Here is a 21,516-nt window from a genome sequence, read left to right as displayed (position 1 = left end):
CAAGGAGCCGCGTCATGAACTACCAGCCCACCCCCGAGGACAGGTTCACCTTCGGCCTTTGGACCGTCGGCTGGCAGGGACGGGACCCGTTCGGCGACGCCACCCGCCGTGCCCTCGACCCCGTCGAGACGGTGCAGCGCCTGTCCGAGCTCGGCGCCCACGGTGTGACCTTCCACGACGACGACCTGATCCCCTTCGGGTCCTCGGACACCGAGCGCGAGTCGCACATCAAGCGCTTCCGTGAGGCCCTCGACGCGACCGGCATGAAGGTGCCGATGGCGACCACCAACCTCTTCACGCACCCGGTCTTCAAGGACGGCGCGTTCACCGCCAACGACCGTGACGTGCGCCGCTACGCCCTGCGCAAGACGATCCGCAACATCGACCTCGCGGTCGAGCTGGGCGCCGAGACCTACGTCGCCTGGGGCGGCCGCGAGGGCGCCGAGTCCGGCGCCGCCAAGGACGTGCGTGTCGCCCTCGACCGCATGAAGGAGGCCTTCGACCTCCTCGGCGAGTACGTCACCGACCAGGGCTACAGCATCAAGTTCGCGATCGAGCCCAAGCCGAACGAGCCCCGCGGCGACATCCTGCTCCCCACCGTCGGCCACGCCCTGGCGTTCATCGAGCGCCTGGAGCGCCCGGAGCTCTACGGCGTCAACCCCGAGGTCGGCCACGAGCAGATGGCCGGGCTCAACTTCCCGCACGGCATCGCCCAGGCCCTGTGGGCGGGCAAGCTCTTCCACATCGACCTCAACGGCCAGTCCGGCATCAAGTACGACCAGGACCTGCGCTTCGGCAACGGCGACCTGCGTGCCGCCTTCTGGCTGGTCGACCTCCTGGAGAGCGCCGGTTACGCCGGCCCGAAGCACTTCGACTTCAAGCCGCCGCGCACCGAGGACCTCGACGGTGTGTGGGCGTCGGCCGCCGGCTGCATGCGTAACTACCTGATCCTCAAGGAGCGTTCGGCCGCGTTCCGCGCCGACCCGGTGGTCCAGGAGGCGCTGCGCGCCTCGCGGCTGGACGAACTGGCGCAGCAGACCGCGGCGGACGGCCTCAAGTCGCTGCTCGCGGACCGCTCGGCCTTCGAGGACTTCGACATCGAGGCGGCCGCCCAGCGCGGGATGGCCTTCGAGCAGCTCGACCAGCTCGCCATGGACCACCTCCTGGGAGCACGCGGCTGACCGCACGCACGCGTGCGTCACGTCACTCGCGAGCCCGTTGGTGTACGTGACCGCCTGTTCGTGACCGACCCTCGCGCGGAATGCTCCGGAATCATGCGATCCACGGCATGAGCCCGTATCAACCACCGCGCGGGGGTCGCGCCATGACCTCTGCCCGGCGACTCTGGTCGGTATGGCCATGCCGCCCGTACCGCCTCGACCGCCCGGGCCACCCGGCTCTGTGCCGCCTCCGGGAGGCGGCTTCGGACCACCGCCTCCCGGAGACTTCGACCACGCATCAGGAGGGGGCTATGGGGACTACGACCCGCCTCCGCGCCGACGCCCCCGACCGCTGTTCATCCTGCTCGCCGTGATCGTCGCTGCCGGAGCGGTCGTCGCCATCGCGTTGATGGCCTCCGGAGGACACGACTCACCGGACAAGAAGACGCCCGCGGAGAGCAGTTCGAGCACGAGCCGCAGCCCGTCCCTCACCCTCCCGACGAAACTCCCCACCAGCCTGCCGACCAAGCTCCCGACGTCGCTCCCGTCGAACCTCCCCTCGGAACTGCCGAGCGAGGTCCCCAGCGACATCGAGTCCCTGCTCCCGTCCCTGTTCGGCTAGTCGCCTCGGAAGCCGACGGACGTTCAGATGCCGTGCGGCAGCTTCAGGTACACCACGGTCGTCTTGATACCGCTGTCCACCAACCGTCCCTGTGCGTCGAACGCGCCCGCGCCGTCCGTCATCCCGAAGTCGTTGTCATTCACGAGGACGAGCGTGTCGTGATCCACGCGCGCGATGCCCTCGATCTTCTGCGGCACCCCGGAGACGGTCCCCAGGTCGACGACCAGCTTCTTGGCCAGCACCGGGACACCCGAGGCGGTCGGGTTGTCGAGCTGCTCCAGCGACGGGGACGTCGTGTCGTCGTCGTAGCGACCGCCGAGGATGTTCGACTTGCGGTCCAACGTGACCAGTTGGAGCCTGGCCGCCTTGTCGGTGCGCTCCTCGACCAGGAGCCGGTCACCTCCTACGGCGACCACGGAGGAGATCTTGAGTTCGGAGGTGTCGTCCTCGCTGGGGTCGACCACGTTGACCGGGTCGAAGCGGTACGGGTACTCCGCCGTGACCGCCTTCTTCTTCGTGGAGAAGCGCAGCAGCCGGGTGTTGAGCGACGCGTCCCCGGCATCCCCGTCCGGCAGCGACAGTGGGCTCTGGAGGGCCATCACCAGGTCACCGCCGGGCAGTTGGGCCAGCCCCTCGAAGCCGCGGTTGATCTTCCGGTGCAGCAGGACGGCCGGCAGCGACTCCACCACCGGGTAGTCGGTACCCGTCAGATGCAGCCCCTTGGGCACGTACCGCGTGAGTACCTTCCCGCGCGCGGAGACATGCACCAGGGAGGGCCCGTACTCGTCGACGAGCCAGAACGACCCGTCGCCGGCCCGCACGATGCCCTCCGTGTCCAGCCCGTTCGGGTTGAACGACAGTGCCGTCTGGGCGTCGTAGGAGTACGGCGCCTCGTCGCGTCCCTGCTGGTTCGACAGCCCGGTGACGGCCTTCCCGGAGGACGTGGTGATCGGGAGCGCGTCCAGGACCTTCACCTTGTCCCCGGAGACACGGATCTTCACGATCGCCGGGTCGAAACCGGGCACGGGGAACGTACGGCGCTTCGTTCCGCTCACCTTGATCTGGCCGTTGGGCCCGCGATCGGTGACCGTCCAGTACTCGCCCTTGCGGCCTGCCGGGTAGATGTCGCTGCCGATGCCTCCGAGGTCCACGCCCCGGTCGTTGTCCACGGTCCCGGGCAACAGCGCGTTGCTGAACGCGCCGAGCGGGATGTCGCCCAGCGTCGCCGTCCGCGTGACATGGGCGGCCTCGGCCTTCGCGGGGGCTCCCACGGCCGTACCGGCCGCCACGAGGGCGACGACGACGGCGAGTGGAACACCCGCCGCTACGGGACGACGGACGCGGCGCCGGACGATGGCGTGCGGGGACATCGGGCCTCCTGAAGACAAGTTCGTTGACAGCGGCCAGAGTTGGGCGTCATGAGGAACGGTGCTCGACGGTGGGGTTAATCCGGAGTGTCGACAGCTTGTCGGGCGGGCGTGGCGCCTGCGACGGGGCGGCCGTGATCCGATCGCGGCCCGTGGTCTTTCTGCCTGGGAGGCCAGGCGTTCCCGGCGTACCGATCACAGCGGCGGACGAGGCGAGCACCTAGTGGGCCGCACCGAACCACTTGGGCAGTCGGCTCAACAGGTCCTCCTGGTCGTCGCCGACCCACGCCACGTGACCGTCCGGCCGTAGGAGCACCGCGGGTGCGTCCAGTTCCTCGCTGACGTCGACTACGTAGTCGACGCGATCCGCCCAACCCGTGACCGAGAGTCGGCCGGTCCGGTCGAGGAGGAGGCCTCGGCCGGTGTGCATCAACTCGTAGAGGCGACCGTGCTTCAGCTGCACGTCCCGTAGTCGCCGGCCGAGCAGTTCGTGGCCCTCGCCGAAGTCGTAGCGGATCCCGACCGCGGTGATCATCTCGGTCACGTACCGGTTCACCCCCTCGAAGTCCATCAGCGTCGAGAACAGTTCCCGTAGTGCGGTCGGACCGGGATCGGTCCCCAGGAGCGTGATCTGCGCGCGCGTGTTGGCGATGACTCGGGCGCCTACGGGGTGTCGTTCGAGGTGGTAGCTGTCCAACAAGCCTTCCGGAGCCCAGCCGTTGACCTCGGCGGCGAGCTTCCAGCCGAGGTTGAACGCGTCCTGCACACCCAGGTTGAGCCCCTGCCCGCCGGTCGGCGGATGGATGTGTGCCGCGTCGCCGGCCAGCAGGACCCGGTCGACCCGGTAGCGCTCGGCCTGCCGGGTGGCGTCGCCGAAGCGGGACAGCCAGCGCGGCGAGTGCACGCCGAAATCGGTGCCCGCGACGGCCCGTAGCCGCTGCTTGAAGTCGCCGAGGGTCGGCGCTGTCGCACGGTCCTCGGCAACGCCGTCGGCGGGCACCACGACGCGGTACACGCCGTTCTCGCCGGGGCTGACGCCGAACCGCAGTTGAGTCCTGCGGACTTCCTCGACGGCGGCGGCAATGGTCGCCGGATCCTGGGTCGCCTCCATTTCGCCCAGCAACGTCTCGACCGTCGCGGGCTCGCCGGGGAAACCGACACCGAGCACCTTGCGTACCGTGCTGCGACCGCCGTCGCATCCGACGACATGGCGCGAGCCCAGCTGCGAGCCGTCAGCCAACTCGACGGTCACCCCGTCCTCGGCCTGACTCAACCCGATCACCTCGCAGCCGCGCCGGATCTCGGTACCGAGTTCGACGGCGTGCTCTTCGAGCAGCCGCTCGGTGACAGGCTGCGGGGTGGCGACACCGTACGGGTGAGCCGTGTCCGACCGGTCGGGCCATGGTTTGACGATGCCTCCGAAGAGGCCACCCGTCTGGAACTTCTCGCTGACCGCGAGGAACCGGTCGAGGAGGCCGCGCTGGTCCATGATCTCCACGCTGCGCGCGTGCAGACCCTGCCCGCGCGACTCCCCGGTCGGCTCGGCCAACTTCTCCAGTACGACCACATGCACGCCGTGCAGCCGCAACTCGCAGGCCAGCATCAAGCCGGTCGGTCCGCCGCCGACCACGATCACGTCAATCATCAGAACGCCCGTCCAACGCGATTGGTTTCCGGCCCGCCGATCCGTGGAGCTGTGCTCGCGAATCTTTCGTTTCCGCAGGTCCCGGCCTCGGTCGGCCATTGTGCGGGACCCCCTGGGCCTTGCCGCAAGCCCCCCGCCGCGCTATACCTTGGGTGTGGCGAGGAGTGGACGAACTCCTTGCCATTTCCTGTTTCCGGGTACTTCTCCGCGAACTCGTGACTCCTGGGGGCCGGGCCGGTGAGGGTGTCGTCAACCCCCCTGTGCCGACCCGGCTGACCCCCGTACGGACACGGGGGGTGCCGCCATGGTCGCGACCGGTCACCGATTCGTACGTTTGCTCAGGTCAGCCCGTTGCCTGAGAGAGCCGGAGACCGGACATGTCCCAGACCACCGCAGTCGTCGGCGCACCTGATCCGGGGGATGCCGTCGCGGCGCCCCAGGGAAGCGGGTTCGCGCCCCTCCTGCGCACGGTCAAGGGCAGAGGCCTGCTGGAGCGGCGGTACGCCTGGTACGCGCGCTGTATCGCCGCCAACGCCCTCGCGCTGGCCGCCATCGGCACCGGCATCGTCCTGATCGGCGACTCCTGGCTGACCCTGCTCCTGGCCCCGCTGCTCGCCGTGTTCGGCGCCCGCACCGCCTTCATAGGCCATGACGCGGGCCACTCCCAGGTCGCCGGCGACAAGGCCGTCAACCGCCTCATCGGCCTGGTCCACGGCAACCTGCTGCTGGGGATGAGCTATTCCTGGTGGAACGACAAGCACAACCGTCACCATGCCAACCCCAACCACATCCACAAGGACCCGGACGTCGTCGCCGACATCCTCGTGTTCACCGGCGAACAGGCCAAGGACCGGTCAGGTTTCCGGCGCTGGCTCACCCGCAACCAGGCGTGGCTTTTCTTCCCGCTCACCCTGCTCGAAGGCATCGCCCTCAAGGTCCACGGTTTCCAGGACCTGCGGCGTCAGCCCCGTCGTGAGCGGGTCGTCGAAGGTGCCCTTCTGGTGGGCCATATCGTGGCCTACGCGACGCTGCTGCTCATCTCGATGTCCCCGGGGAAGGCACTCGCGTTCGCCGTGCTGCACCAGGCCCTGTTCGGCCTGCACCTGGGCCTCGCCTTCGCACCCAACCACAAGGGCATGGAGATGCCGGACCCGAACGGCGACCGATGGGGCCATCTCCGCCGCCAGGTCCTCACCTCGCGGAACATCCGCGGCAGCGCCCTCACCGACTGGTTCCTCGGCGGCCTCAACTACCAGATCGAACACCACCTCTTCCCGAGCATGCCGCGGCCCAATCTGCGGCTCGCACAACCCCTGGTGCGCGCCCACTGTCAGGATGTGGGTATCCCCTATGTGGAGACAGGACTCGTCGACTCCTACCGGCAGGCCCTGCGCCACCTCCACGAGGTGGGGGAGCCGCTGCGGATGGAGTGGACGGAGTGACGGAACAGCCGACGACGCGGGTACCAGTAGGGGAAGCGCCTCAGGGATGTCTCAGGGTCGCGATCCGGAACTGTGCGGAGCGCGGACCCGTTCTCAGATCAGAGAGCGGCTGCGGCCGCGGAGGAGGCGACACATGTCGAAGAACGCGAAGATCGCCGTAGGAGGTGTGGCGGTCGGCCTGATCCTGTGGTGGCTCTGGCTGCCCTGGTGGGTCTCATTCCTGATCGTCGTGGGAGTGCCGACGGCCGCATACCTCACGCTGGACCCCTCGCAGCGGCGTCGGCTGCGCCGCGTGGCAGGCAAGGAGATCGGCCGCTGACGCACTACCGATGCCCTACGGCATTCCCGCCCGGGGCGCAGGAGCGGAGCACGGCACCGTCCACGGGACTGCGGACAACAGCCCTGCGGACGGTGTTCGGCCGGGAACGGGCCGCCCACCGGCGGGAGTTGAGTTCCGCGGGGTTCCAGGACGGTTGCCGGTGAAGGGCACGTTCGCCCGTGGACAGCGCGCGGTCACGGGATCCTTCTTCGTCGACCCAGACCCAGACGATCGAGCGAGTGTGACCCGCCCGCTGACCTACGGAACGGGGCCCCAAGGGCTCAACTCGGCCGTACGGCCAGCTTGTCGAGTGCTTCCAGGAGACCGGGCAGTTCGGGGCCCCGGCCCACCGGCAGGACCTCGCCGGGTTCGTCGTCGAGCAGGACGAACGCTATGTCGTCGGTCCGGGCCACCAACGACCAGCCGGGGCCGTCGGCGCGCAGCGTGCGCGCGTCACCCGGTGCGAAGGACGATCTGACGCGGCCGAGGGGCGGCGGGGTGTCGACGTACGCGCGAACCTCCGTCAGTACCCGACGGACCCCGCTGTGGCCCGCCTGAGCGCCCTCCCCGGTGCTGTCCGCCGGGGTGTCCCCCGACGGCGTCCCGTCCGCCTCGGACGTGGCGTCAGGGGCGGCGGCATCGAGGGTGGTGTCCGAGGCGGCCTTGTCCGTCTTCGAAGCGTCGCCCGCGGTGTCCTGAGCCTCCTGAGCCCCCTCGGCTTCCTCGGCCTCCTGCGTCGAGAAGGTCGAGTCGTCGATCTGCTCCCGCCACAGCGCCCATTGCAGCGCGATCTCGTCGGCACCCAGGCGCCGCTGTGCCGGACCCCAGGTGGCGGTGTCCGGCGGAGCCAGTGGCGGCCGGTCCACGAGGTCGGGATCCGGATCGTGCGGCGCGGGCACGTTGGGAGCCGCGACGGCGACGGCGAGCGGCCAGCCCGGCAGCGCGGCGACCACCGTGCGCTCGCTCGGCGACAGGTCGTACTCCATGCCGCAGTCCCAGGACGCGATGGCGACCGCGACCAGCGACACGTCGTCGATGACCACCGTCCACCGTGCCCCGTCGCCGTCCTGGCCGAGCACCAGGCCGTACCCGTCGGCGAGCGGCGCCATGCCGAGTGCCGCACATGCCTCCGGGTAGTCGTCGCCCAGCACACTCGGGAACTTCGCCGGCGTCAGCAGCACCGCCGTGAGCACATAGAGCGCATCGTCCTCGGCGGCGACGGCCTCTTCATCCGTGTCGGCCATCCCAGCCTCCCCATCGTTCGTCCAACCGCGCGCACCCTAGTGTGCGCGGAAGCTCCTTGTCACGACTCCCAAGTACACCCGGAGCTGCAGTTTTCCGTCTGGACAGGGCGAAATGACCACCGGTAACCCGAACTGTCAGGCTGCGGGGAGCCCAAGAAGGGCACGGGCCACCGTCCGTGGCGACTCGTCACGCTCCCTCGCGAGGGCGACGACGGCCCGGCACGCCAACTCGCTGACCCCGAAGGACAGTGCCTCCGGCGACACCCAGCCCGCGGCCTCGTCGATCCGTTCCTGGTCGTCCTCCGCGCGGGCCGAGACATAGACGGCCGCGGCCTCGAAGAGATTGTGCGGACGCCGTTGCGGGCCGCTGGCCGCCGCCGCGCGCGTGGAGGTGAGAAATCTGGTGAAGGTCTTGCGGGGCCTGTCGAACATGCTGACCACCTTCCCCCTGCGTGGTTCTCTGTCGCTGACCGTTCATCTACTGCTACCCAACGTAGAGTTGGAGTTGCGGCGACAGAAGGGGGACGGTGCGGTGAAGCGCATCGGACGCCCCGCGCGGGCTCAGCTCTCGCGCACGGCCAGCGCCAGGAAGCGGGCGTCCTCGTCGGCGTACGACGTCATGCGCCACCCCGAACCGGCCAGCAGCGGACGGAGATTGGGCTCCGCGCGCAGGTCGTCCGGAGTGATCTGCCGCCCCTGACGGGCCGCGAGTGCGGCCCGGCCGATCGGGTGGAACAGGGCCAGCGTGCCGCCGGGACGCACCACGCGCGCCAACTCCCGCAGATTCTCCTCGGGTTGGGGCAGGTGAGCGATCAGTCCCGCCGCGAACACGGCATTGAGCGACTCCGACCGCAGCGGCAGCGCGGCCACGTCGGCGAGCAGCAACTGCCCCTCACGGCCCCGTCCGGCCCGTACGGCGGCCTCCAGCATGGCCGGGGTGAGATCGGCCCCGAGCACCACTCCGGAGCGCCCCACGGCCGCACGGAGCGGCGGCAGTGCCCGTCCCGTCCCGCAGCCCGCGTCGAGCACCCGGTCTCCTACGCGCAGCCCGAGTTCGGCGACCGCGGCGGCGTATGCGGGGCCGTCGTCGGGGAAGCGGCTGTCCCAGTCGGCGGCGCGAGCACCGAAGAACTCCTGGACATGTGTGTGGTCGTCGCTCATGTTCCGCATGATCCCTCACCGACACGGATGACGCTTCGGCGCGCATGTTCGAGCGTGACGCGGTCGTTCAGGTGTCCCTCTGTGTCAGATTGCAACACCTTTCGAAATGCGCCCCCTTTGTGCACCCGTGCCCCTACTAGCGTCCCCTGGTCATGGGACACCTGGACCACGCCACCTTCGGCTGGCTGACCCCCGTGCTGTCATACGTGATGGCCTGTATGGGCGCCGCACTCGGGCTGCGCTGCACCGTCCGCGCGCTCGGCGCCACCGGCCGGTCGCGCCGCAACTGGCTCATCACCGCGGCCTCCGCGCTCGGCACCGGCATCTGGACCATGCACTTCGTGGCCATGCTCGGCTTCGGCGTCAGCGGCACCGACATCCGCTACGACGTACCCCTGACCATGCTCAGCCTCCTCGTCGCCATGGTCGTCGTCTGCGCGGGCGTCTTCGCGGTCGGCTACGGCCGCGACCGGAGCCGCGCACTCTTCCTCGGCGGTCTCACCACCGGACTGGGTGTCGCGAGCATGCACTACCTGGGCATGGCGGCGATGCGGCTGCACGGTGACGTGAGTTACGACCCGATGCTCGTCGGGCTCTCCGTGCTCATCGCCGTCGTCGCGGCGACCGCGGCCCTGTGGGCGGCCCTCAACATCAAGTCGCCCGTAGCCGTCACCGCCGCCTCCCTCGTCATGGGAGCGGCCGTCAGCAGCATGCACTACACCGGGATGTTCGCGGTGCGCGTGCACGTCACCCCCTCCGGGACGGTCCTGCCCGGTGCCACGGCGATGCAGTTCATCTTCCCGCTCGCCGTGGGCCTCGGGTCCTACCTGTTCCTGACCTCGGCGTTCGTCGCACTGTCGCCGACGACAGGAGAACGCGAGGCCACCGCCTCCGCCCAGCGGCCGGTCGAGAGCGTCGCCCGCTAGTCCGGCCCGCGCAGCACGCCCCTGAGAACCACTTCCGAGCGAGGAGGCCATGCGTACCCCCCGTAGGACCCCGAGAGCCGGCGCCGAGACGCCGCCCGTGCGCGGTCGTCGCGCGCACGCCGGACCACCCGCCGACGAACTCTTCGACGAGCCCCTGGACGCCCCGCCGGAGGACATGTCCCCGCGCGCGGGACGCTGGCGGATACGCCCCCGTACCGTACGGGCCAAGATCGTCTGCCTCCTGATGGTGCCGGTCGTCTCGCTGCTCGCCCTGTGGGCGTACGCCACCGTCAGCACCGCCCAGGACGTCTCCCGGCTACGGCAGTTGCAGCGTGTGGACTCCGAAGTGCGCAGCCCCGTCGCGGCGGCCGTAGCCGCGCTGCAGGCCGAGCGGTCGGCCGCCGTGCGCTACGCGACCGACCCCGACGCCGAGCAGAGCGGGGATCTGAAGAAGCTGGCGGCGAGCACGGACCGGGCGGTCGCCCGGTTGCGGCTCGGCGACGACAACACCGTTGCCGACGGCGAGGAGTTGCCGGCCGGAGTCGCCCGACGCCTGGAGGCCTTCGTCACCGGAGCCGAGCAACTGCGCTCCCTGCGGGGTGATGTGCTCGGTCACCGCGCGGGATGGGACGAGACGTACGGGCAGTACACGAAGACCATCGCGACGGCCTTCTCCGTGGGCGGGGCGCTCACCGGAATCCAGGACGCCGACCTCGGATCCGACGCGCGCGTGCTCCTCGAATTTTCCCGGGCCGGCGAATCGTTGTCCCAGGAGGACGTCATGCTCGCCGGCGCGCGTCTCGACGGCAGGCTCGACGGGGAGCGGCTGAGGCTGTTCACGGGAGCCGTCGACACCCGACGCACCCTCACCGACTCCGCCGTCGAGGACCTGCGCGGCTCCGAACGCGCCGCCTGGCAGAACCTCGCCGACACCAACGCCTATGCCGCCATCGGCACCGTCGAGGACAAGGTCCTCGCCACCGACTCGGGTACTCGAGCGATCGCCGCGGCTCCGGAGACCACCTGGAACAACGCGCACGCACGCGTGCAGGACGGTATGCGCACCATCGAAGCGGACGCGGGCGGTGGCGTCGCCGACCGCGCCGACCCGTTCACCCGCGGACTGCTCACCTCCGCCGGGGCCGCGGTCCTGCTCGGCCTCGCCGCTGTCATCGCCTCGCTCGTCATCTCGGTACGCATCGGACGCGGTCTCGTCGTCGAACTCGTGAGTCTGCGCAACGACGCCCTGGGGATCGCCCGCCACAAGCTCCCCGAGGCCATGCGGAGACTGCGCGCGGGGGAGGAGATCGACATCAGGGCGGAGGCACCGCCCGGGTCGCCGGCGGAGGACGAGATCGGACAGGTCGCCGAGGCCTTGGGCACCGTGCACCGTTCCGCCCTGCGCGCCGCCGTCGAACGCGCCGAACTCGCCAGCGGCATCTCCGGGGTCTTCGTCAACCTCGCCCGCCGCAGCCAGGTCCTGGTGCACCGTCAACTCAGCCTTCTGGACAACATGGAACGGCGCTCCGAGGACCCGAACGAACTGAGCGACCTGTTCCGCCTCGACCACCTCACCACCCGCATGCGACGGCATGCCGAGAGCCTGATCATCCTCTCCGGAGCGGCACCCGGCCGGGCATGGCGCATGCCGGTCTCCCTGACCAACGTCGTCCGCGCGGCCGTCTCCGAAGTCGAGGACTACGCGCGCGTGGAGGTACGCCAGCTCCCCGAGGCGTCCGTCGTCGGCGCGGCCGTCGCCGACCTCACGCATCTGCTCGCCGAGATCGTGGAGAACGCCGCCCAGTTCTCGCCGCCGCACACACGCGTGCGGGTCACCGGCGAGCCCGTCGGCAACGGCTACGCCGTCGAGGTCGAGGACCGGGGCCTCGGCATGGGCAAGGAGTCCCTGGGCGACGCCAACCGCCGTATCGAGCAGTCCGAGGCCCTCGACCTCTTCGACAGCGACCGGCTGGGCCTTTTCGTGGTCAGCCGGCTGGCCGCCCGCCACGGCATCAAGGTGCACCTGCGGACCTCGCCCTACGGTGGAACGACGGCGGTCGTCCTGCTGCCGACGGCGCTGCTGCACGGCGGCGCGGCGGAACGCTCCCCGCGCGCGGCGGTCGAGGACGGGGAGCGGGCCGTGGAACGCGAGTACGCGCGTGTGCCCACCGCGACCCAGCACCAGGAGTCCGTCCCGGCCTCGGCCGACCGGCCCGCGCTGGCGGCCTCCGTACGGGCCGCGGCGGAGCCGGCGAACGACGCCCCGCCCCCCGGAGTCACCACCTTGCGACTGCACCGTCCCCCCGAGGACACCGAAGGGACCGACGAGAGCGACGACCTCCCGCGCCGCGTCCGCCAGGCGAACCTCGCCCCCCAACTCCGCGAACAGCCCACCCCGGAACGGGAACAGGCGCCGGCCGCCCCGCGCGACGAGCACCGCACACCGGAGGTCGTACGGGACCGGATGGCGGCCTACCGCGAAGGTTGGACGCGCGGCGGCGGCAGGCAACCGGGCCGTGGTGCCACCCCAGGCCCCGCAACGGGCAGTGACAGCAGAGAAGGAGACCCCGCGTGATCCAGGACCCGAGCATGAGGGCCGCCCAGCGGTCCGGCGAACTCGACTGGTTGCTGGACGACTTGGTGCTCCGCGTGAGCGAAGTACGGCATGTCGTGGTGCTGTCCAACGACGGCCTCGCCGTCGGCGCGTCGACCGACCTCAAGCGCGAGGACGCGGAACACCTCGCCGCCGTGGCCTCCGGATTCCACAGCCTGGCCAAGGGTGCGGGGCGGCACTTCGGTGCCGGCGGAGTGCGCCAGACCATGGTGGAGATGGACGACGGGTTCCTGTTCGTCGCCGCGGCCGGGGACGGCTCCTGCCTGGCCGTTCTCACCGCCGTCACGGCCGACATAGGCCTGGTGGCGTACGAGATGGCACGGCTCGTCAAGCGTGTCGGCGAGCACCTCTACACGCCGCCGCGCGCCGGTGCGCGGCCGCCCGCAGCCGGATGAGGCGAGAAGGCGATCCGCTCCGATGACCGAGGACACGACCGGCGACCGGCACGAGCCGGGCAGCCAGTGGTACGACCAGGAAGCCGGGCCTCTCGTCCGTCCCTACGCCATGACGGGCGGACGTACCAAACCGGGCCCTACGGGAGTGCGTTTCGACCTGATCGCACTCGTCACGCTGGACACGGGCGCGCCCGACTTCGACGACGACACCGGGCTCGGACCGGAACACCGGGCACTCATCGACCTGTGCCGCACGGAAACACAGTCCGTCGCCGAACTCGCCGCCGGAGCGGACCTTCCTCTGGGTGTGGTCCGGGTGCTCCTGGGCGACCTCCTTGAGCTCGGCTGCGTCACCGTCAGCCGTCCGGTGCCGCCCGCGCAGCTGCCCGACGAACGGATTCTGCGCGAGGTGATCGAGGGACTACGGGCACTGTGATGAAACTTCAGAAGCACCCGAACGCGTACGGCACCGACCTGTGCACCCTTTCGCACACCGAACGGGTGCGAGGCGGTCACATCGGGCAAATAGCGGTCCAATCCTCCAGGACGAGGCCGCACTTGCCACGATGCACACCTACGGACGTCGAGCGTTGCCGGCACTCCCGAGAGAAGTGATCGATGGTCTCCGAGCACTCCGACGCCGAGGACGGCGAGAACACCGCCCTGGCGTTGAAGATCCTGGTCGCAGGCGGATTCGGCGTGGGCAAGACCACCATGGTGGGCGCGGTCAGCGAGATCAGGCCGCTGCGCACCGAGGAACTGCTCAGCGAGGCCGGTCAGTTGGTGGACGACACCGACGGCGTGGACCAGAAGGTCACGACGACCGTCGCCATGGACTTCGGCCGCATCACCATCAGGTCCGGCCTCTCCCTCTACCTGTTCGGCACACCGGGCCAGGACCGCTTCTGGTTCCTATGGGACGAACTGTCGCAGGGCGCCCTGGGGGCCGTGGTCCTCGCGGACACCAGGCGACTTGAGGACTGCTTCCCCGCGGTCGACTACTTCGAGCACCGGCACATCCCGTTCGTGGTGGCCGTCAACTGCTTCACGGGCGCCCGCAGTTACGGCGCCCGCGACGTCTCCCGCGCGCTGGACCTCGACCAGGGAACACCCGTGGTCCTCTGCGACGCCCGCGACCGCGACTCGGGGAAGGAGGTGCTGATCCGGCTCGTCGAGTACGCCGGGCGGATGCACACCGCCCGGATGCTCGACTCGGTGGGCTGACGGGGGCATCTCACTCCGAAATGCCCTTCTGCGCCAGGACCTTCTCGATCGTGACGCGGACGAGGAGTTCGCCCGGGACCCCGTTGCGGGCACCGAACTCCTCGGCGCGCTCCTCGCCCATGTAGCGGGCCCCGATCCGGGCGGCCCAGTACCGGAGTTCGCCCGGTTCCTCCGACAACTCGGCGCGTCCCTGCAGCACCACGAAGTCGAACGGCGGCCGATCGTCGTCCACGCACAGGGCGACTCGCCCGTCACGGGCCAGATTGCGCCCTTTTACCGTTTCCTTCGCAGTGTTGAACACCACATCGTCTCCGTCCAGCAGGAACCAGATCGGCGCCACATGTGGGCTCCCATCGGCGCGGACGGTCGACAGCTTGCCGGTGCGCGTGTCGTGTGAGACGAACGCCCGCCACTCCTCGTCGGTCATCTTCTGTGCCATGCCCCCATCCTCCTTGCCCGGGCGACAGTGGTGGGGAAGGCTGACAGGAGATCCTCCGGCCAGGGGGAGAGGCGACACGGGGAGGCCGGAACATGGCACAGAACCAGGGACTGAGCTGGCTGCTGGACGATCTGACCGAGCGTGTCGAGCACGTACGCCACGCCCTGGTCCTGTCCAACGACGGACTCGTGACGGGCGCGAGCACAGGGCTGCGCCGCGAGGACGCCGAACACCTCGCCGCCGTCTCGTCCGGACTGCACAGCCTGGCCAAGGGCTCGGGACGCCACTTCGGCGCGGGCGGGGTGCGGCAGACGATGATCGAGTTCGACGACGCCGTCCTGTTCGTCACCGCCGCGGGCAGCGGCAGTTGCCTGTGCGTCCTCAGCGGCGCCGATGCGGACATCGGCCAGATCGCCTACGAGATGACACTCCTCGTCAACCGCGTCGGCGAGCACCTCGGCGTGGACGCCCGACAGCCCGAGCGAACCCCTGTCACAGACCTCTGACCTGCTGGTTCATCGACTTTCGCAGAGTTATCCACAGGCCTGCCACGAGATCTTCCGGACCGGTTACGGTTTGTTCATCGCAAGCGCACAGAGCGTGAGCATTGGACTCCGCGGGGGAGATCGACCATGGCAGGAAACACCATCACCAAACCGTCCGACCTCACGTGCACGCCCAGTCGCGCGGCACGGGAACTGGGGCTCAAACGAGGCGAGTTCGACCTCGCGGTCCATCTCGGACGCATCCGCACCGCGCCCGACGAAGGAGGAGGCGGCGGCCGACGCGTCGCCCACGCCGAGATCGACCGACTGCGCTCGGCGGACGGGTTCCCCGACACCCTCCTGGAAAGCGTCAGGACCGTGGGCACCACGGACGGCGCCGCCCTCATGGAGGTCACCTCCGCCCGGTTCACCCGCCTCGCCCGGCTGGGACTCGTGGTGCCGGTGAAGTTCTACCTCAACCGTTATCGAGCCGTGGTCTGGCTCTATCTGGCCGAAGAACTACGGCAGTTCGCGGCAGACAAGAACCACACCTCACTGCTGAACGGCCGTACGCCCGAGGGAATGAGGGACCAACTGCAAGAGGGTCTGGATCTACGACCTCGCAACTGGCGCGGACGACATCTCGGGTTCCTGCTGCGCCAGGCCGACGACCCGTGGGAGCGCGCCGGCGCTCTGGCCGCACTGCTCGACCCCGTCCAGATCGCGGAAATCGTCCAAGATCCTTACGAGCGGGCCTACTTGAACCGCTTCCGGCCGGAACGGCCCGCCCACGGGGCTCCCGGCTCGCCTGCCGCGCACCTCGCCGAGCGGATCATGACGGCGGAGGACCCGGACGAGATCAGCTGGCTGCGGGCGGATCTGACCCAGGTTCTGGACGAGGCACGCCACCATCGCCCCGCACCACGGCCGACCAACGAACCGGCCGCACCATGGCCGACCGCCGAAGCGGCCCGACCACCGGCGTCCGCTGAAGCGGCCGGACCACCACCGAGCGACGAACCGGCCGGACCACGACCGGCCACCAAACGGGCCGGACGACCGCCCTCTCTGAGCGAGCACCCGCCCGAGCCGGCGCCGGAACCCGAGCGATCACGCGGTATGTTGGGCTGGCTGCGCCGCAGAAGCGCGTGAGCGGTACGGCATTGACGCAGCGGCCGCAGCGGCACGCGTGAGCCGCGGCGCACATCCGTCGGCTACAGCGCTCGGAACAGCCCTTCCTGGACGACCGAGACGAGCAGGCGTCCCTCCAGGTCGTAGATGCGGCCGCGGGCCAGACCGAGGCCGCCCGTCGCGATCGGGGACTCCTGGTCGTACAGGAACCACTCGTCCGCGCGGAACGGCCGGTGGAACCACATGGCGTGGTCCAGCGACGCCATGTCGAAGTTCCGCGGTCCCCACAGGGGTTCGACGGGGATGCGGACGGCGTCCAGGAGCGTCATGTCGCTGGCGTACGTCAGCGCGCAGGTGTGCACCAGCGGATCGTCGCCGAGCGGTCCGACCGCGCGCATCCACACCGCGCTGCGCGGCTCGGCGTCCTTGATCTCCTCGGCGCTCCAGCGCAGCCCGTCCGCGTACCGGATGTCGAACGGCTGACGGCGTGCCATCCGCTCCAACTGCTCGGGCAGCACGCCCAGATGGGCCCGGACCTCCTCCGACACCGTCGGCAGGGACTCCGGGTCCGGGACCTCGCGGGGCGGCAGCTGGTGCTCGAAGGGACCTTGCTCAGGCTTGTGAAAGGAGGCGGTGAGATTGAAGATCGTGCGGCCCTGCTGTACGCCGGTGACCCGACGGGTGGTGAACGACCGCCCGTCCCGCACCCGCTCGACCTGGTACACGATCGGCACGCCCGGCCGGCCCGGGCGCAGGAAGTACGCGTGCAGCGAGTGCACGGGCCGGTCGCCCTCCGTGGTGCGCCCCGCGGCGACCAGCGCCTGGCCCGCGACCTGGCCGCCGAAGACCCGCTGCAGGGACTCGTGCGGGCTGCGGCCGCGGAAGATGTTGACCTCGATCTGCTCCAGGTCGAGCAGGTCGACGAGCCGCTCTGCCGGGTTCGTCATGGGTGGGATTCTCCTGTGCTCACAGCTGGCCGACGTCGGTGACACGGACGACCGCACGGCCCTCCGCGTCGGAGGCCGCGAGATCGATCTCCGCGCTGATGCCCCAGTCATGATCGCCGTTCGGGTCGGCGAAAATCTGCCGAACGCGCCACAGGTTGTGCTGGGGCTCCTCCTCGATGAGCAGGAGCTTGGGCCCGCGGGCGTCGGGGCCGGTGCCGAGGTCCTCGTACTCGTCCCAGTACTTGTCCATCGCCTCGCCCCAGGCGTCCGCGTCCCAGCCCGCCTCGGCGTCCAACTCGCCCAGCTCGTCGACATGGTCGAGGGCGGCCAGTTCGACGCGGCGGAACATCGCGTTGCGGACGAGGACCCGGAACGCCCGCGCGTTGGCGGTGACCGGCTTGACCTGGTCGGCCTTCTCCTGCGCCTCCTCGGCGGTCATCTCCGCCGGGTTGGCCAGCTGCTCCCACTCGTCCAGCAGGCTGGAGTCGACCTGGCGCACCATCTCGCCGAGCCAGGCGATCAGATCCTCCAGGTCCTCGGACTTGAGGTCGTCCGGGACGGTGTGGTCGAGGGCCTTGAAGGCGCCGGCGAGGTAGCGCAGCACGATGCCCTCGGTGCGGGCCAGCTCGTAGTAGGAGGTCAACTCCGTGAAGGACATGGCCCGTTCGTACATGTCGCGGATCACGGACTTCGGGGACAGCGGGTGGTCGCCGACCCACGGGTGGCTCTTGCGGTACGTGTTGTACGCGTGGAAGAGCAACTCCTCCAGCGGCTTGGGGTAGCTGACGTCCTGGAGGCGCTCCATGCGGTCCTCGTACTCGACGCCGTCCGCCTTCATCGCGGCCACGGCCTCACCACGCGCCTTGTTCTGCTGCGCGGCGAGGATCTGCCGCGGATCGTCCAGCGTGGACTCGACGACGGACACCATGTCCAGCGCGTACGACGGCGATTCGGGGTCCAGCAGCTCGAACGCGGCGAGAGCGAAGGTGGACAGCGGCTGGTTGAGGGCGAAGTCCTGCTGCAGGTCGACCGTGAGACGCACGATGCGGCCCTCGGCGTCCGGGGTGTCGAGCTTCTCGACGATGCCGCCGTCCAGGAGCGAGCGGTAGATGGCGATCGCACGCCGAATGTGCCGCAACTGCTGCTTGCGCGGCTCGTGGTTGTCCTCCAGGAGATGCCGCATCGCGTCGAAGGCGTTGCCGGGGCGGGCGATCACCGACAGCAGCATCGTGTGCGTGACCCGGAAGCGGGACGTGAGGGGCTCCGGCTCGGAGGTGATGAGCTTCTCGAAGGTGCCCTCCGACCAGCCGACGAAGCCCTCGGGCGCCTTCTTGCGGACGACCTTCCGGCGCTTCTTCGGGTCGTCGCCCGCCTTGGCGAGCGCCTTCTCGTTCTCGACGACGTGCTCGGGGGCCTGCGCGACCACCAGCCCCGCAGTGTCGAAGCCGGCACGTCCGGCGCGGCCCGCGATCTGGTGGAACTCACGGGCACGCAGCGTGCGCACCCGGATGCCGTCGTATTTGGCCAGTGCCGTGAACAGCACGGTGCGGATGGGCACGTTGACACCCACCCCGAGCGTGTCCGTACCGCAGATCACCTTCAACAGGCCCGCCTGCGCGAGCTTTTCCACCAGGCGCCGGTACTTGGGCAGCATGCCGGCGTGGTGCACACCGATGCCGTGCCGCACGTAACGGGAGAGATTGCGGCCGAACTTGGTGGTGAAGCGGAAGTTGCCGATCAGCTCGGCGATCTGGTCCTTCTCCTCGCGCGAGGACATGTTGATGCTCATCAGCGCCTGTGCCCGCTCCACGGCCTGCGCCTGCGTGAAGTGCACGATGTAGACCGGTGCCTGCCGGGTCTCCAGCAGCTCGGTCAGCGTCTCGGTGAGCGGGGTCAGTTTGTACTCGTAGGACAGCGGCACCGGCCGGGTCGCCGAGCGGACCACCGACGTGGGGCGCCCGGTGCGGCGGGTGAGGTCCTTCTCGAACATCGCGACGTCGCCGAGCGTGGCCGACATCAGGATGAACTGCGCCTGCGGCAGTTCCAGGATCGGGATCTGCCAGGCCCAGCCCCGGTCCGCCTCCGCGTAGAAGTGGAACTCGTCCATGACGACCTGGCCGACGTCCGCGTGCTTGCCGTCCCGCAGCGCGATCGACGCGAGGACCTCGGCGGTGCAGCAGATGATCGGGGCGTCGGAGTTGACGGACGCGTCGCCGGTCAGCATGCCGACGTTCTCGGTGCCGAACATCTTGCACAGCTCGAAGAACTTCTCCGAGACCAGCGCCTTGATCGGGGCGGTGTAGAAGGTGACCTCGTCCCGGGCCAGCGCGGCGAAGTGTGCACCGGCGGCGATCATGCTCTTGCCGGAGCCGGTGGGCGTCGACACGATCACGTTCGCACCGGAGACCACCTCGATCAGCGCCTCCTCCTGATGGGGGTAGAGCGTGAGACCGCGCTCCTGGGCCCACGACTCGAAGGCTTCGTAGAGGGCGTCGGGATCTGCGGTCGGCGGCAACTGGTCGATGAGGGTCACGACCCCATCTTGCCTGGCGTCGTGACCGATGGGGGAATCGGCTGCGGGGACGAAGATCGCTACCGCTACGCTGTGTCGCCGACAGAGTGTCAGGGCGCCCGAGCAACTGACCGGCGGCGTAAGAGGAATGGGGCGGGGAACGGCCATGATGGGACCAGCACACTCACTGTCGGGAGCGGCGGCCTGGCTCGGCGTCGGAGCGGCGACTGCCGCGGCCGGGCATCCGATGCCCTGGCCGGTGATCCTGGTCGGTGCCCTGATCTGTGCCGGCGCCGCGCTCGCCCCGGACCTCGATCACAAGGCGGCGACCATCTCCCGGGCCTTCGGCCCCGTCTCCCGGACCGTGTGCGAGGTCGTCGACAAACTCTCGTACGCCGTCTACAAGGGGACCAGGAAGCAGGGCGACCCGCGTCGCTCCGGCGGGCACCGCACGCTCACTCACACCTGGCTGTGGGCGGTCCTGATCGGGGCGGGGAGTGCGGGTGTGGCGATCCTGGGCGGTCGCTGGGGAGTGCTGGCGATCCTCTTCGTGCACATGGTGCTGGCCATCGAAGGTCTGCTGTGGCGGGCGGCCCGCGGCTCCAGCAGCGACATCCTGGTGTGGCTGCTGGCGGCGACCAGCGCGTGGATCCTCGCCGGAGTGCTGGACAAGCCGGGCAACGGTTCGGACTGGCTGTTCACGGATCAGCACCAGTACCTGTGGCTCGGTCTGCCGGTCGTGCTGGGTGCGCTGGTGCACGACATCGGGGACGCGCTGACCGTCTCCGGCTGCCCGATCCTGTGGCCGATCCCGTTGGGCCGCAAGCGCTGGTACCCGATCGGGCCGCCGAAGGTGATGCGGTTCCGCGCGGGCAGCTGGATCGAGCTCAAGGTGCTGATGCCGGTGTTCATACTCCTCGGGGGAGTGGGCTGCGCGGCGGCGCTCAACGTGATCTGACGCCCGGCCCCAGTTCCGGCGCCGGCTCCCGTGCACACCCCCAGGCCGGTGCACAGCGCCGTGCCGCCTCACGCCCCGCCGGAACCGCCGGGACCCTGGCCCGCCTCACCGCCGCCGTAGCGTCGCTCGAACTGGGCGATGCGGCCCTCCGTGTCCACCGTCCGCGCCTTGCCGGTGTAGAACGGGTGGCTCTCCGAGGAGATCTCCACGTCCACGACCGGGTAGGTCTCGCCGTCGTCCCACTCGATGGTCCGGTCGCTGGTCGCGGTGGACCGGGTGAGGAAGGCGTATCCGGCGGCGCGGTCGCGGAAGACCACGGGGTGGTAGTCGGGCTGCTTGTCCTGCTGCATGACTGCTCCTCCTGCGGCGATGGTGCGGGTGACGGCGAGAGGGCGGCGAGGTCAGCCGTAGAGGGAGTCCTGGTCCTCGTCGACGATGTGCATCGCGGCCTCCTCGGCGGAGGCGGCGGCACCGTCGATGCCCACGTCCGTGGCGATCAGACCGCTCTCCTCGTCCTCGTGCGCTCCTTCGTCGGGTGCCACGAGCCGGCCCGAGCGGATGTCGCCGACCTCGATGTCGAGGAGTTCGCCGTCGGTGTCCTCGGAGTCGCCGAGACCGTCGCCGTCGGACGCGGCGAGATCCGGGATCTCCTCGGCGAGGCGCTGGTCGAGCGTCTCGCCGTGCTCGCGGCCGGCGGCCGTCACGTCGTCGCGTTCCACCGCCCAGGGGCGTTCCGGCGGGGACCAGCCGCGGTCGAGGGGGTCCTCGACGCCGTCGGCCACCAGGGTGTCCTCCGCGTCCAGCAGACCCGCGTCGTCCTGCACCTCGGATCCGTCGGGCTGGTAGACGTCGTCTCCCCATCCGTCGACGCTGTTCACGGGTACCTCCAGGTGGTGGGGACCGGCCCGTTCTCACCGCGGTCGGC

General features: G+C 69.9%; 22 protein-coding genes. 12 read left to right on the top strand and 10 right to left on the bottom strand.

All coding sequences use genetic code 11. The annotated features are described in order from the left end of the window. The first annotated feature begins 14 nt into the window (after positions 1-14). Positions 15-1,181 (top strand): xylose isomerase, encoded by a 1,167-nt coding sequence (gene xylA, locus ACIBK4_RS24825; RefSeq protein ID WP_033278292.1) that lies wholly within the window; start codon positions 15-17, stop codon positions 1,179-1,181. A gap of 349 nt (positions 1,182-1,530) precedes the next feature. Continuing rightward, positions 1,531-1,782: a hypothetical protein gene (locus tag ACIBK4_RS24820; protein ID WP_398997613.1), complete on the top strand. Its 252-nt coding sequence runs from the start codon at positions 1,531-1,533 to the stop codon at positions 1,780-1,782. 23 nt (positions 1,783-1,805) lie between these two features. On the opposite strand, the gene ACIBK4_RS24815 is transcribed toward ACIBK4_RS24820, so the two are convergent. Beyond that, a complete protein-coding gene (locus tag ACIBK4_RS24815) occupies positions 1,806-3,152 on the bottom strand; it encodes an esterase-like activity of phytase family protein (protein ID WP_398997612.1) in 1,347 nt (448 codons plus the stop codon). 217 nt (positions 3,153-3,369) lie between these two features. Then, entirely contained in the window at positions 3,370-4,794 is a 1,425-nt protein-coding gene (gene rox / locus ACIBK4_RS24810; protein ID WP_398997610.1) for a rifampin monooxygenase, read from the bottom strand. Positions 4,795-5,171: 377 nt separating this feature from the next. On the opposite strand from rox, the gene ACIBK4_RS24805 reads away from it, so the two are divergent. Together ACIBK4_RS24805 and ACIBK4_RS24800 are read left to right on the top strand one after the other, a co-directional pair. Beyond that, positions 5,172-6,236, top strand: coding sequence for an acyl-CoA desaturase (locus tag ACIBK4_RS24805; protein WP_398997608.1), 1,065 nt, complete (start codon positions 5,172-5,174; stop codon positions 6,234-6,236). A 133-nt stretch (positions 6,237-6,369) separates the two neighbouring features. Beyond that, the gene (locus ACIBK4_RS24800) at positions 6,370-6,555 is read left to right on the top strand and encodes a hypothetical protein (RefSeq protein ID WP_398997606.1); all 186 of its coding nucleotides are present in this window, start codon (positions 6,370-6,372) and stop codon (positions 6,553-6,555) included. Positions 6,556-6,836: 281 nt separating this feature from the next. Here the strand turns inward: ACIBK4_RS24800 and ACIBK4_RS24795 are convergent, their stop codons facing one another. The 3 genes from ACIBK4_RS24795 to ACIBK4_RS24785 all read right to left on the bottom strand — a co-directional run bounded on the left by ACIBK4_RS24795 (position 6,837) and on the right by ACIBK4_RS24785 (position 8,960). Further along, positions 6,837-7,799 (bottom strand): hypothetical protein, encoded by a 963-nt coding sequence (locus ACIBK4_RS24795; protein WP_398997604.1) that lies wholly within the window; start codon positions 7,797-7,799, stop codon positions 6,837-6,839. 135 nt (positions 7,800-7,934) lie between these two features. After that, positions 7,935-8,231 (bottom strand): hypothetical protein, encoded by a 297-nt coding sequence (locus ACIBK4_RS24790; protein ID WP_398997602.1) that lies wholly within the window; start codon positions 8,229-8,231, stop codon positions 7,935-7,937. 129 nt (positions 8,232-8,360) lie between these two features. Beyond that, entirely contained in the window at positions 8,361-8,960 is a 600-nt protein-coding gene (locus ACIBK4_RS24785; protein WP_398997600.1) for a class I SAM-dependent methyltransferase, read from the bottom strand. A 152-nt stretch (positions 8,961-9,112) separates the two neighbouring features. On the opposite strand from ACIBK4_RS24785, the gene ACIBK4_RS24780 reads away from it, so the two are divergent. The 5 genes from ACIBK4_RS24780 to ACIBK4_RS24760 all read left to right on the top strand — a co-directional run bounded on the left by ACIBK4_RS24780 (position 9,113) and on the right by ACIBK4_RS24760 (position 14,119). Next, positions 9,113-9,886 carry an MHYT domain-containing protein gene (locus ACIBK4_RS24780; RefSeq protein WP_398997598.1) on the top strand — a complete coding sequence of 258 codons (774 nt, stop codon included), beginning with the start codon at positions 9,113-9,115 and terminating at the stop codon, positions 9,884-9,886. Between the two features lie 49 nt (positions 9,887-9,935). Continuing rightward, positions 9,936-12,461, top strand: coding sequence for a nitrate- and nitrite sensing domain-containing protein (locus tag ACIBK4_RS24775; protein ID WP_398997596.1), 2,526 nt, complete (start codon positions 9,936-9,938; stop codon positions 12,459-12,461). After that, positions 12,458-12,895: a roadblock/LC7 domain-containing protein gene (locus ACIBK4_RS24770; RefSeq protein ID WP_366428888.1), complete on the top strand. Its 438-nt coding sequence runs from the start codon at positions 12,458-12,460 to the stop codon at positions 12,893-12,895. The genes ACIBK4_RS24775 and ACIBK4_RS24770 overlap by 4 nt, the downstream gene beginning before the upstream one ends. 22 nt (positions 12,896-12,917) lie before the next feature. Next, a complete protein-coding gene (locus tag ACIBK4_RS24765) occupies positions 12,918-13,331 on the top strand; it encodes a DUF742 domain-containing protein (protein WP_366428889.1) in 414 nt (137 codons plus the stop codon). 182 nt (positions 13,332-13,513) lie between these two features. Next, complete coding sequence (locus ACIBK4_RS24760) at positions 13,514-14,119, top strand: GTP-binding protein (RefSeq protein ID WP_398997592.1); 606 nt, start codon at positions 13,514-13,516, stop codon at positions 14,117-14,119. 10 nt (positions 14,120-14,129) lie between these two features. Here ACIBK4_RS24760 and ACIBK4_RS24755 read toward each other — a convergent pair whose 3' ends face one another. Further along, positions 14,130-14,558 (bottom strand): PPOX class F420-dependent oxidoreductase, encoded by a 429-nt coding sequence (locus tag ACIBK4_RS24755; protein WP_398997590.1) that lies wholly within the window; start codon positions 14,556-14,558, stop codon positions 14,130-14,132. Between the two features lie 92 nt (positions 14,559-14,650). On the opposite strand from ACIBK4_RS24755, the gene ACIBK4_RS24750 reads away from it, so the two are divergent. Then, complete coding sequence (locus ACIBK4_RS24750) at positions 14,651-15,064, top strand: roadblock/LC7 domain-containing protein (RefSeq protein WP_019062680.1); 414 nt, start codon at positions 14,651-14,653, stop codon at positions 15,062-15,064. 126 nt (positions 15,065-15,190) lie between these two features. Next, positions 15,191-16,195, top strand: a complete 1,005-nt coding sequence (locus ACIBK4_RS24745; RefSeq protein WP_398997587.1) for a DUF6397 family protein — start codon at positions 15,191-15,193, stop codon at positions 16,193-16,195. Positions 16,196-16,257: 62 nt separating this feature from the next. Here ACIBK4_RS24745 and ACIBK4_RS24740 read toward each other — a convergent pair whose 3' ends face one another. Both ACIBK4_RS24740 and ACIBK4_RS24735 read right to left on the bottom strand, forming a co-directional pair. Further along, positions 16,258-17,121 carry an acyl-CoA thioesterase II gene (locus ACIBK4_RS24740; protein ID WP_366428893.1) on the bottom strand — a complete coding sequence of 288 codons (864 nt, stop codon included), beginning with the start codon at positions 17,119-17,121 and terminating at the stop codon, positions 16,258-16,260. A 19-nt stretch (positions 17,122-17,140) separates the two neighbouring features. Further along, positions 17,141-19,654: a DUF3516 domain-containing protein gene (locus ACIBK4_RS24735; protein WP_398997585.1), complete on the bottom strand. Its 2,514-nt coding sequence runs from the start codon at positions 19,652-19,654 to the stop codon at positions 17,141-17,143. Positions 19,655-19,799: 145 nt separating this feature from the next. Between ACIBK4_RS24735 and ACIBK4_RS24730 the strand changes: the two genes are divergently transcribed. Continuing rightward, on the top strand, positions 19,800-20,591 hold the full coding sequence (locus ACIBK4_RS24730) for a metal-dependent hydrolase (protein ID WP_033278306.1): 792 nt from the start codon (positions 19,800-19,802) through the stop codon (positions 20,589-20,591). 68 nt (positions 20,592-20,659) lie between these two features. Here the strand turns inward: ACIBK4_RS24730 and ACIBK4_RS24725 are convergent, their stop codons facing one another. After that, the gene (locus ACIBK4_RS24725) at positions 20,660-20,941 is read right to left on the bottom strand and encodes a type B 50S ribosomal protein L31 (RefSeq protein ID WP_398997582.1); all 282 of its coding nucleotides are present in this window, start codon (positions 20,939-20,941) and stop codon (positions 20,660-20,662) included. A 51-nt stretch (positions 20,942-20,992) separates the two neighbouring features. Then, positions 20,993-21,469, bottom strand: coding sequence for a DUF5709 domain-containing protein (locus ACIBK4_RS24720; RefSeq protein WP_398997580.1), 477 nt, complete (start codon positions 21,467-21,469; stop codon positions 20,993-20,995). Between the last annotated feature and the right edge of the window lie 47 nt (positions 21,470-21,516).

Origin of the sequence: Streptomyces sp. NPDC050528, from assembly GCF_044457795.1 — a bacterium.
In the GTDB taxonomy this organism is placed as follows: Bacteria; Actinomycetota; Actinomycetes; order Streptomycetales; family Streptomycetaceae; genus Streptomyces.
This window is presented reverse-complemented; position numbering and strand designations above follow the sequence as displayed.

Excerpts from the sequence above, each read along its gene's own strand:
- ACIBK4_RS24750 (WP_019062680.1), top strand. The coding sequence starts at position 14,651 with ATGGCACAGAACCAGGGACTGAGCTGGCTGCTGGACGATCTGACCGAG.
- ACIBK4_RS24805 (WP_398997608.1), top strand. The coding sequence starts at position 5,172 with ATGTCCCAGACCACCGCAGTCGTCGGCGCACCTGATCCGGGGGATGCC.
- ACIBK4_RS24740 (WP_366428893.1), bottom strand. The coding sequence starts at position 17,121 with ATGACGAACCCGGCAGAGCGGCTCGTCGACCTGCTCGACCTGGAGCAG.
- ACIBK4_RS24755 (WP_398997590.1), bottom strand. The coding sequence starts at position 14,558 with ATGGCACAGAAGATGACCGACGAGGAGTGGCGGGCGTTCGTCTCACAC.
- ACIBK4_RS24790 (WP_398997602.1), bottom strand. The coding sequence starts at position 8,231 with ATGTTCGACAGGCCCCGCAAGACCTTCACCAGATTTCTCACCTCCACG.
- ACIBK4_RS24775 (WP_398997596.1), top strand. The coding sequence starts at position 9,936 with ATGCGTACCCCCCGTAGGACCCCGAGAGCCGGCGCCGAGACGCCGCCC.
- ACIBK4_RS24800 (WP_398997606.1), top strand. The coding sequence starts at position 6,370 with ATGTCGAAGAACGCGAAGATCGCCGTAGGAGGTGTGGCGGTCGGCCTG.
- ACIBK4_RS24765 (WP_366428889.1), top strand. The coding sequence starts at position 12,918 with ATGACCGAGGACACGACCGGCGACCGGCACGAGCCGGGCAGCCAGTGG.
- ACIBK4_RS24785 (WP_398997600.1), bottom strand. The coding sequence starts at position 8,960 with ATGAGCGACGACCACACACATGTCCAGGAGTTCTTCGGTGCTCGCGCC.
- rox (WP_398997610.1), bottom strand. The coding sequence starts at position 4,794 with ATGATTGACGTGATCGTGGTCGGCGGCGGACCGACCGGCTTGATGCTG.
- ACIBK4_RS24730 (WP_033278306.1), top strand. The coding sequence starts at position 19,800 with ATGATGGGACCAGCACACTCACTGTCGGGAGCGGCGGCCTGGCTCGGC.
- ACIBK4_RS24745 (WP_398997587.1), top strand. The coding sequence starts at position 15,191 with ATGGCAGGAAACACCATCACCAAACCGTCCGACCTCACGTGCACGCCC.
- ACIBK4_RS24815 (WP_398997612.1), bottom strand. The coding sequence starts at position 3,152 with ATGTCCCCGCACGCCATCGTCCGGCGCCGCGTCCGTCGTCCCGTAGCG.
- ACIBK4_RS24760 (WP_398997592.1), top strand. The coding sequence starts at position 13,514 with ATGGTCTCCGAGCACTCCGACGCCGAGGACGGCGAGAACACCGCCCTG.
- ACIBK4_RS24725 (WP_398997582.1), bottom strand. The coding sequence starts at position 20,941 with ATGCAGCAGGACAAGCAGCCCGACTACCACCCCGTGGTCTTCCGCGAC.
- ACIBK4_RS24795 (WP_398997604.1), bottom strand. The coding sequence starts at position 7,799 with ATGGCCGACACGGATGAAGAGGCCGTCGCCGCCGAGGACGATGCGCTC.
- xylA (WP_033278292.1), top strand. The coding sequence starts at position 15 with ATGAACTACCAGCCCACCCCCGAGGACAGGTTCACCTTCGGCCTTTGG.
- ACIBK4_RS24780 (WP_398997598.1), top strand. The coding sequence starts at position 9,113 with ATGGGACACCTGGACCACGCCACCTTCGGCTGGCTGACCCCCGTGCTG.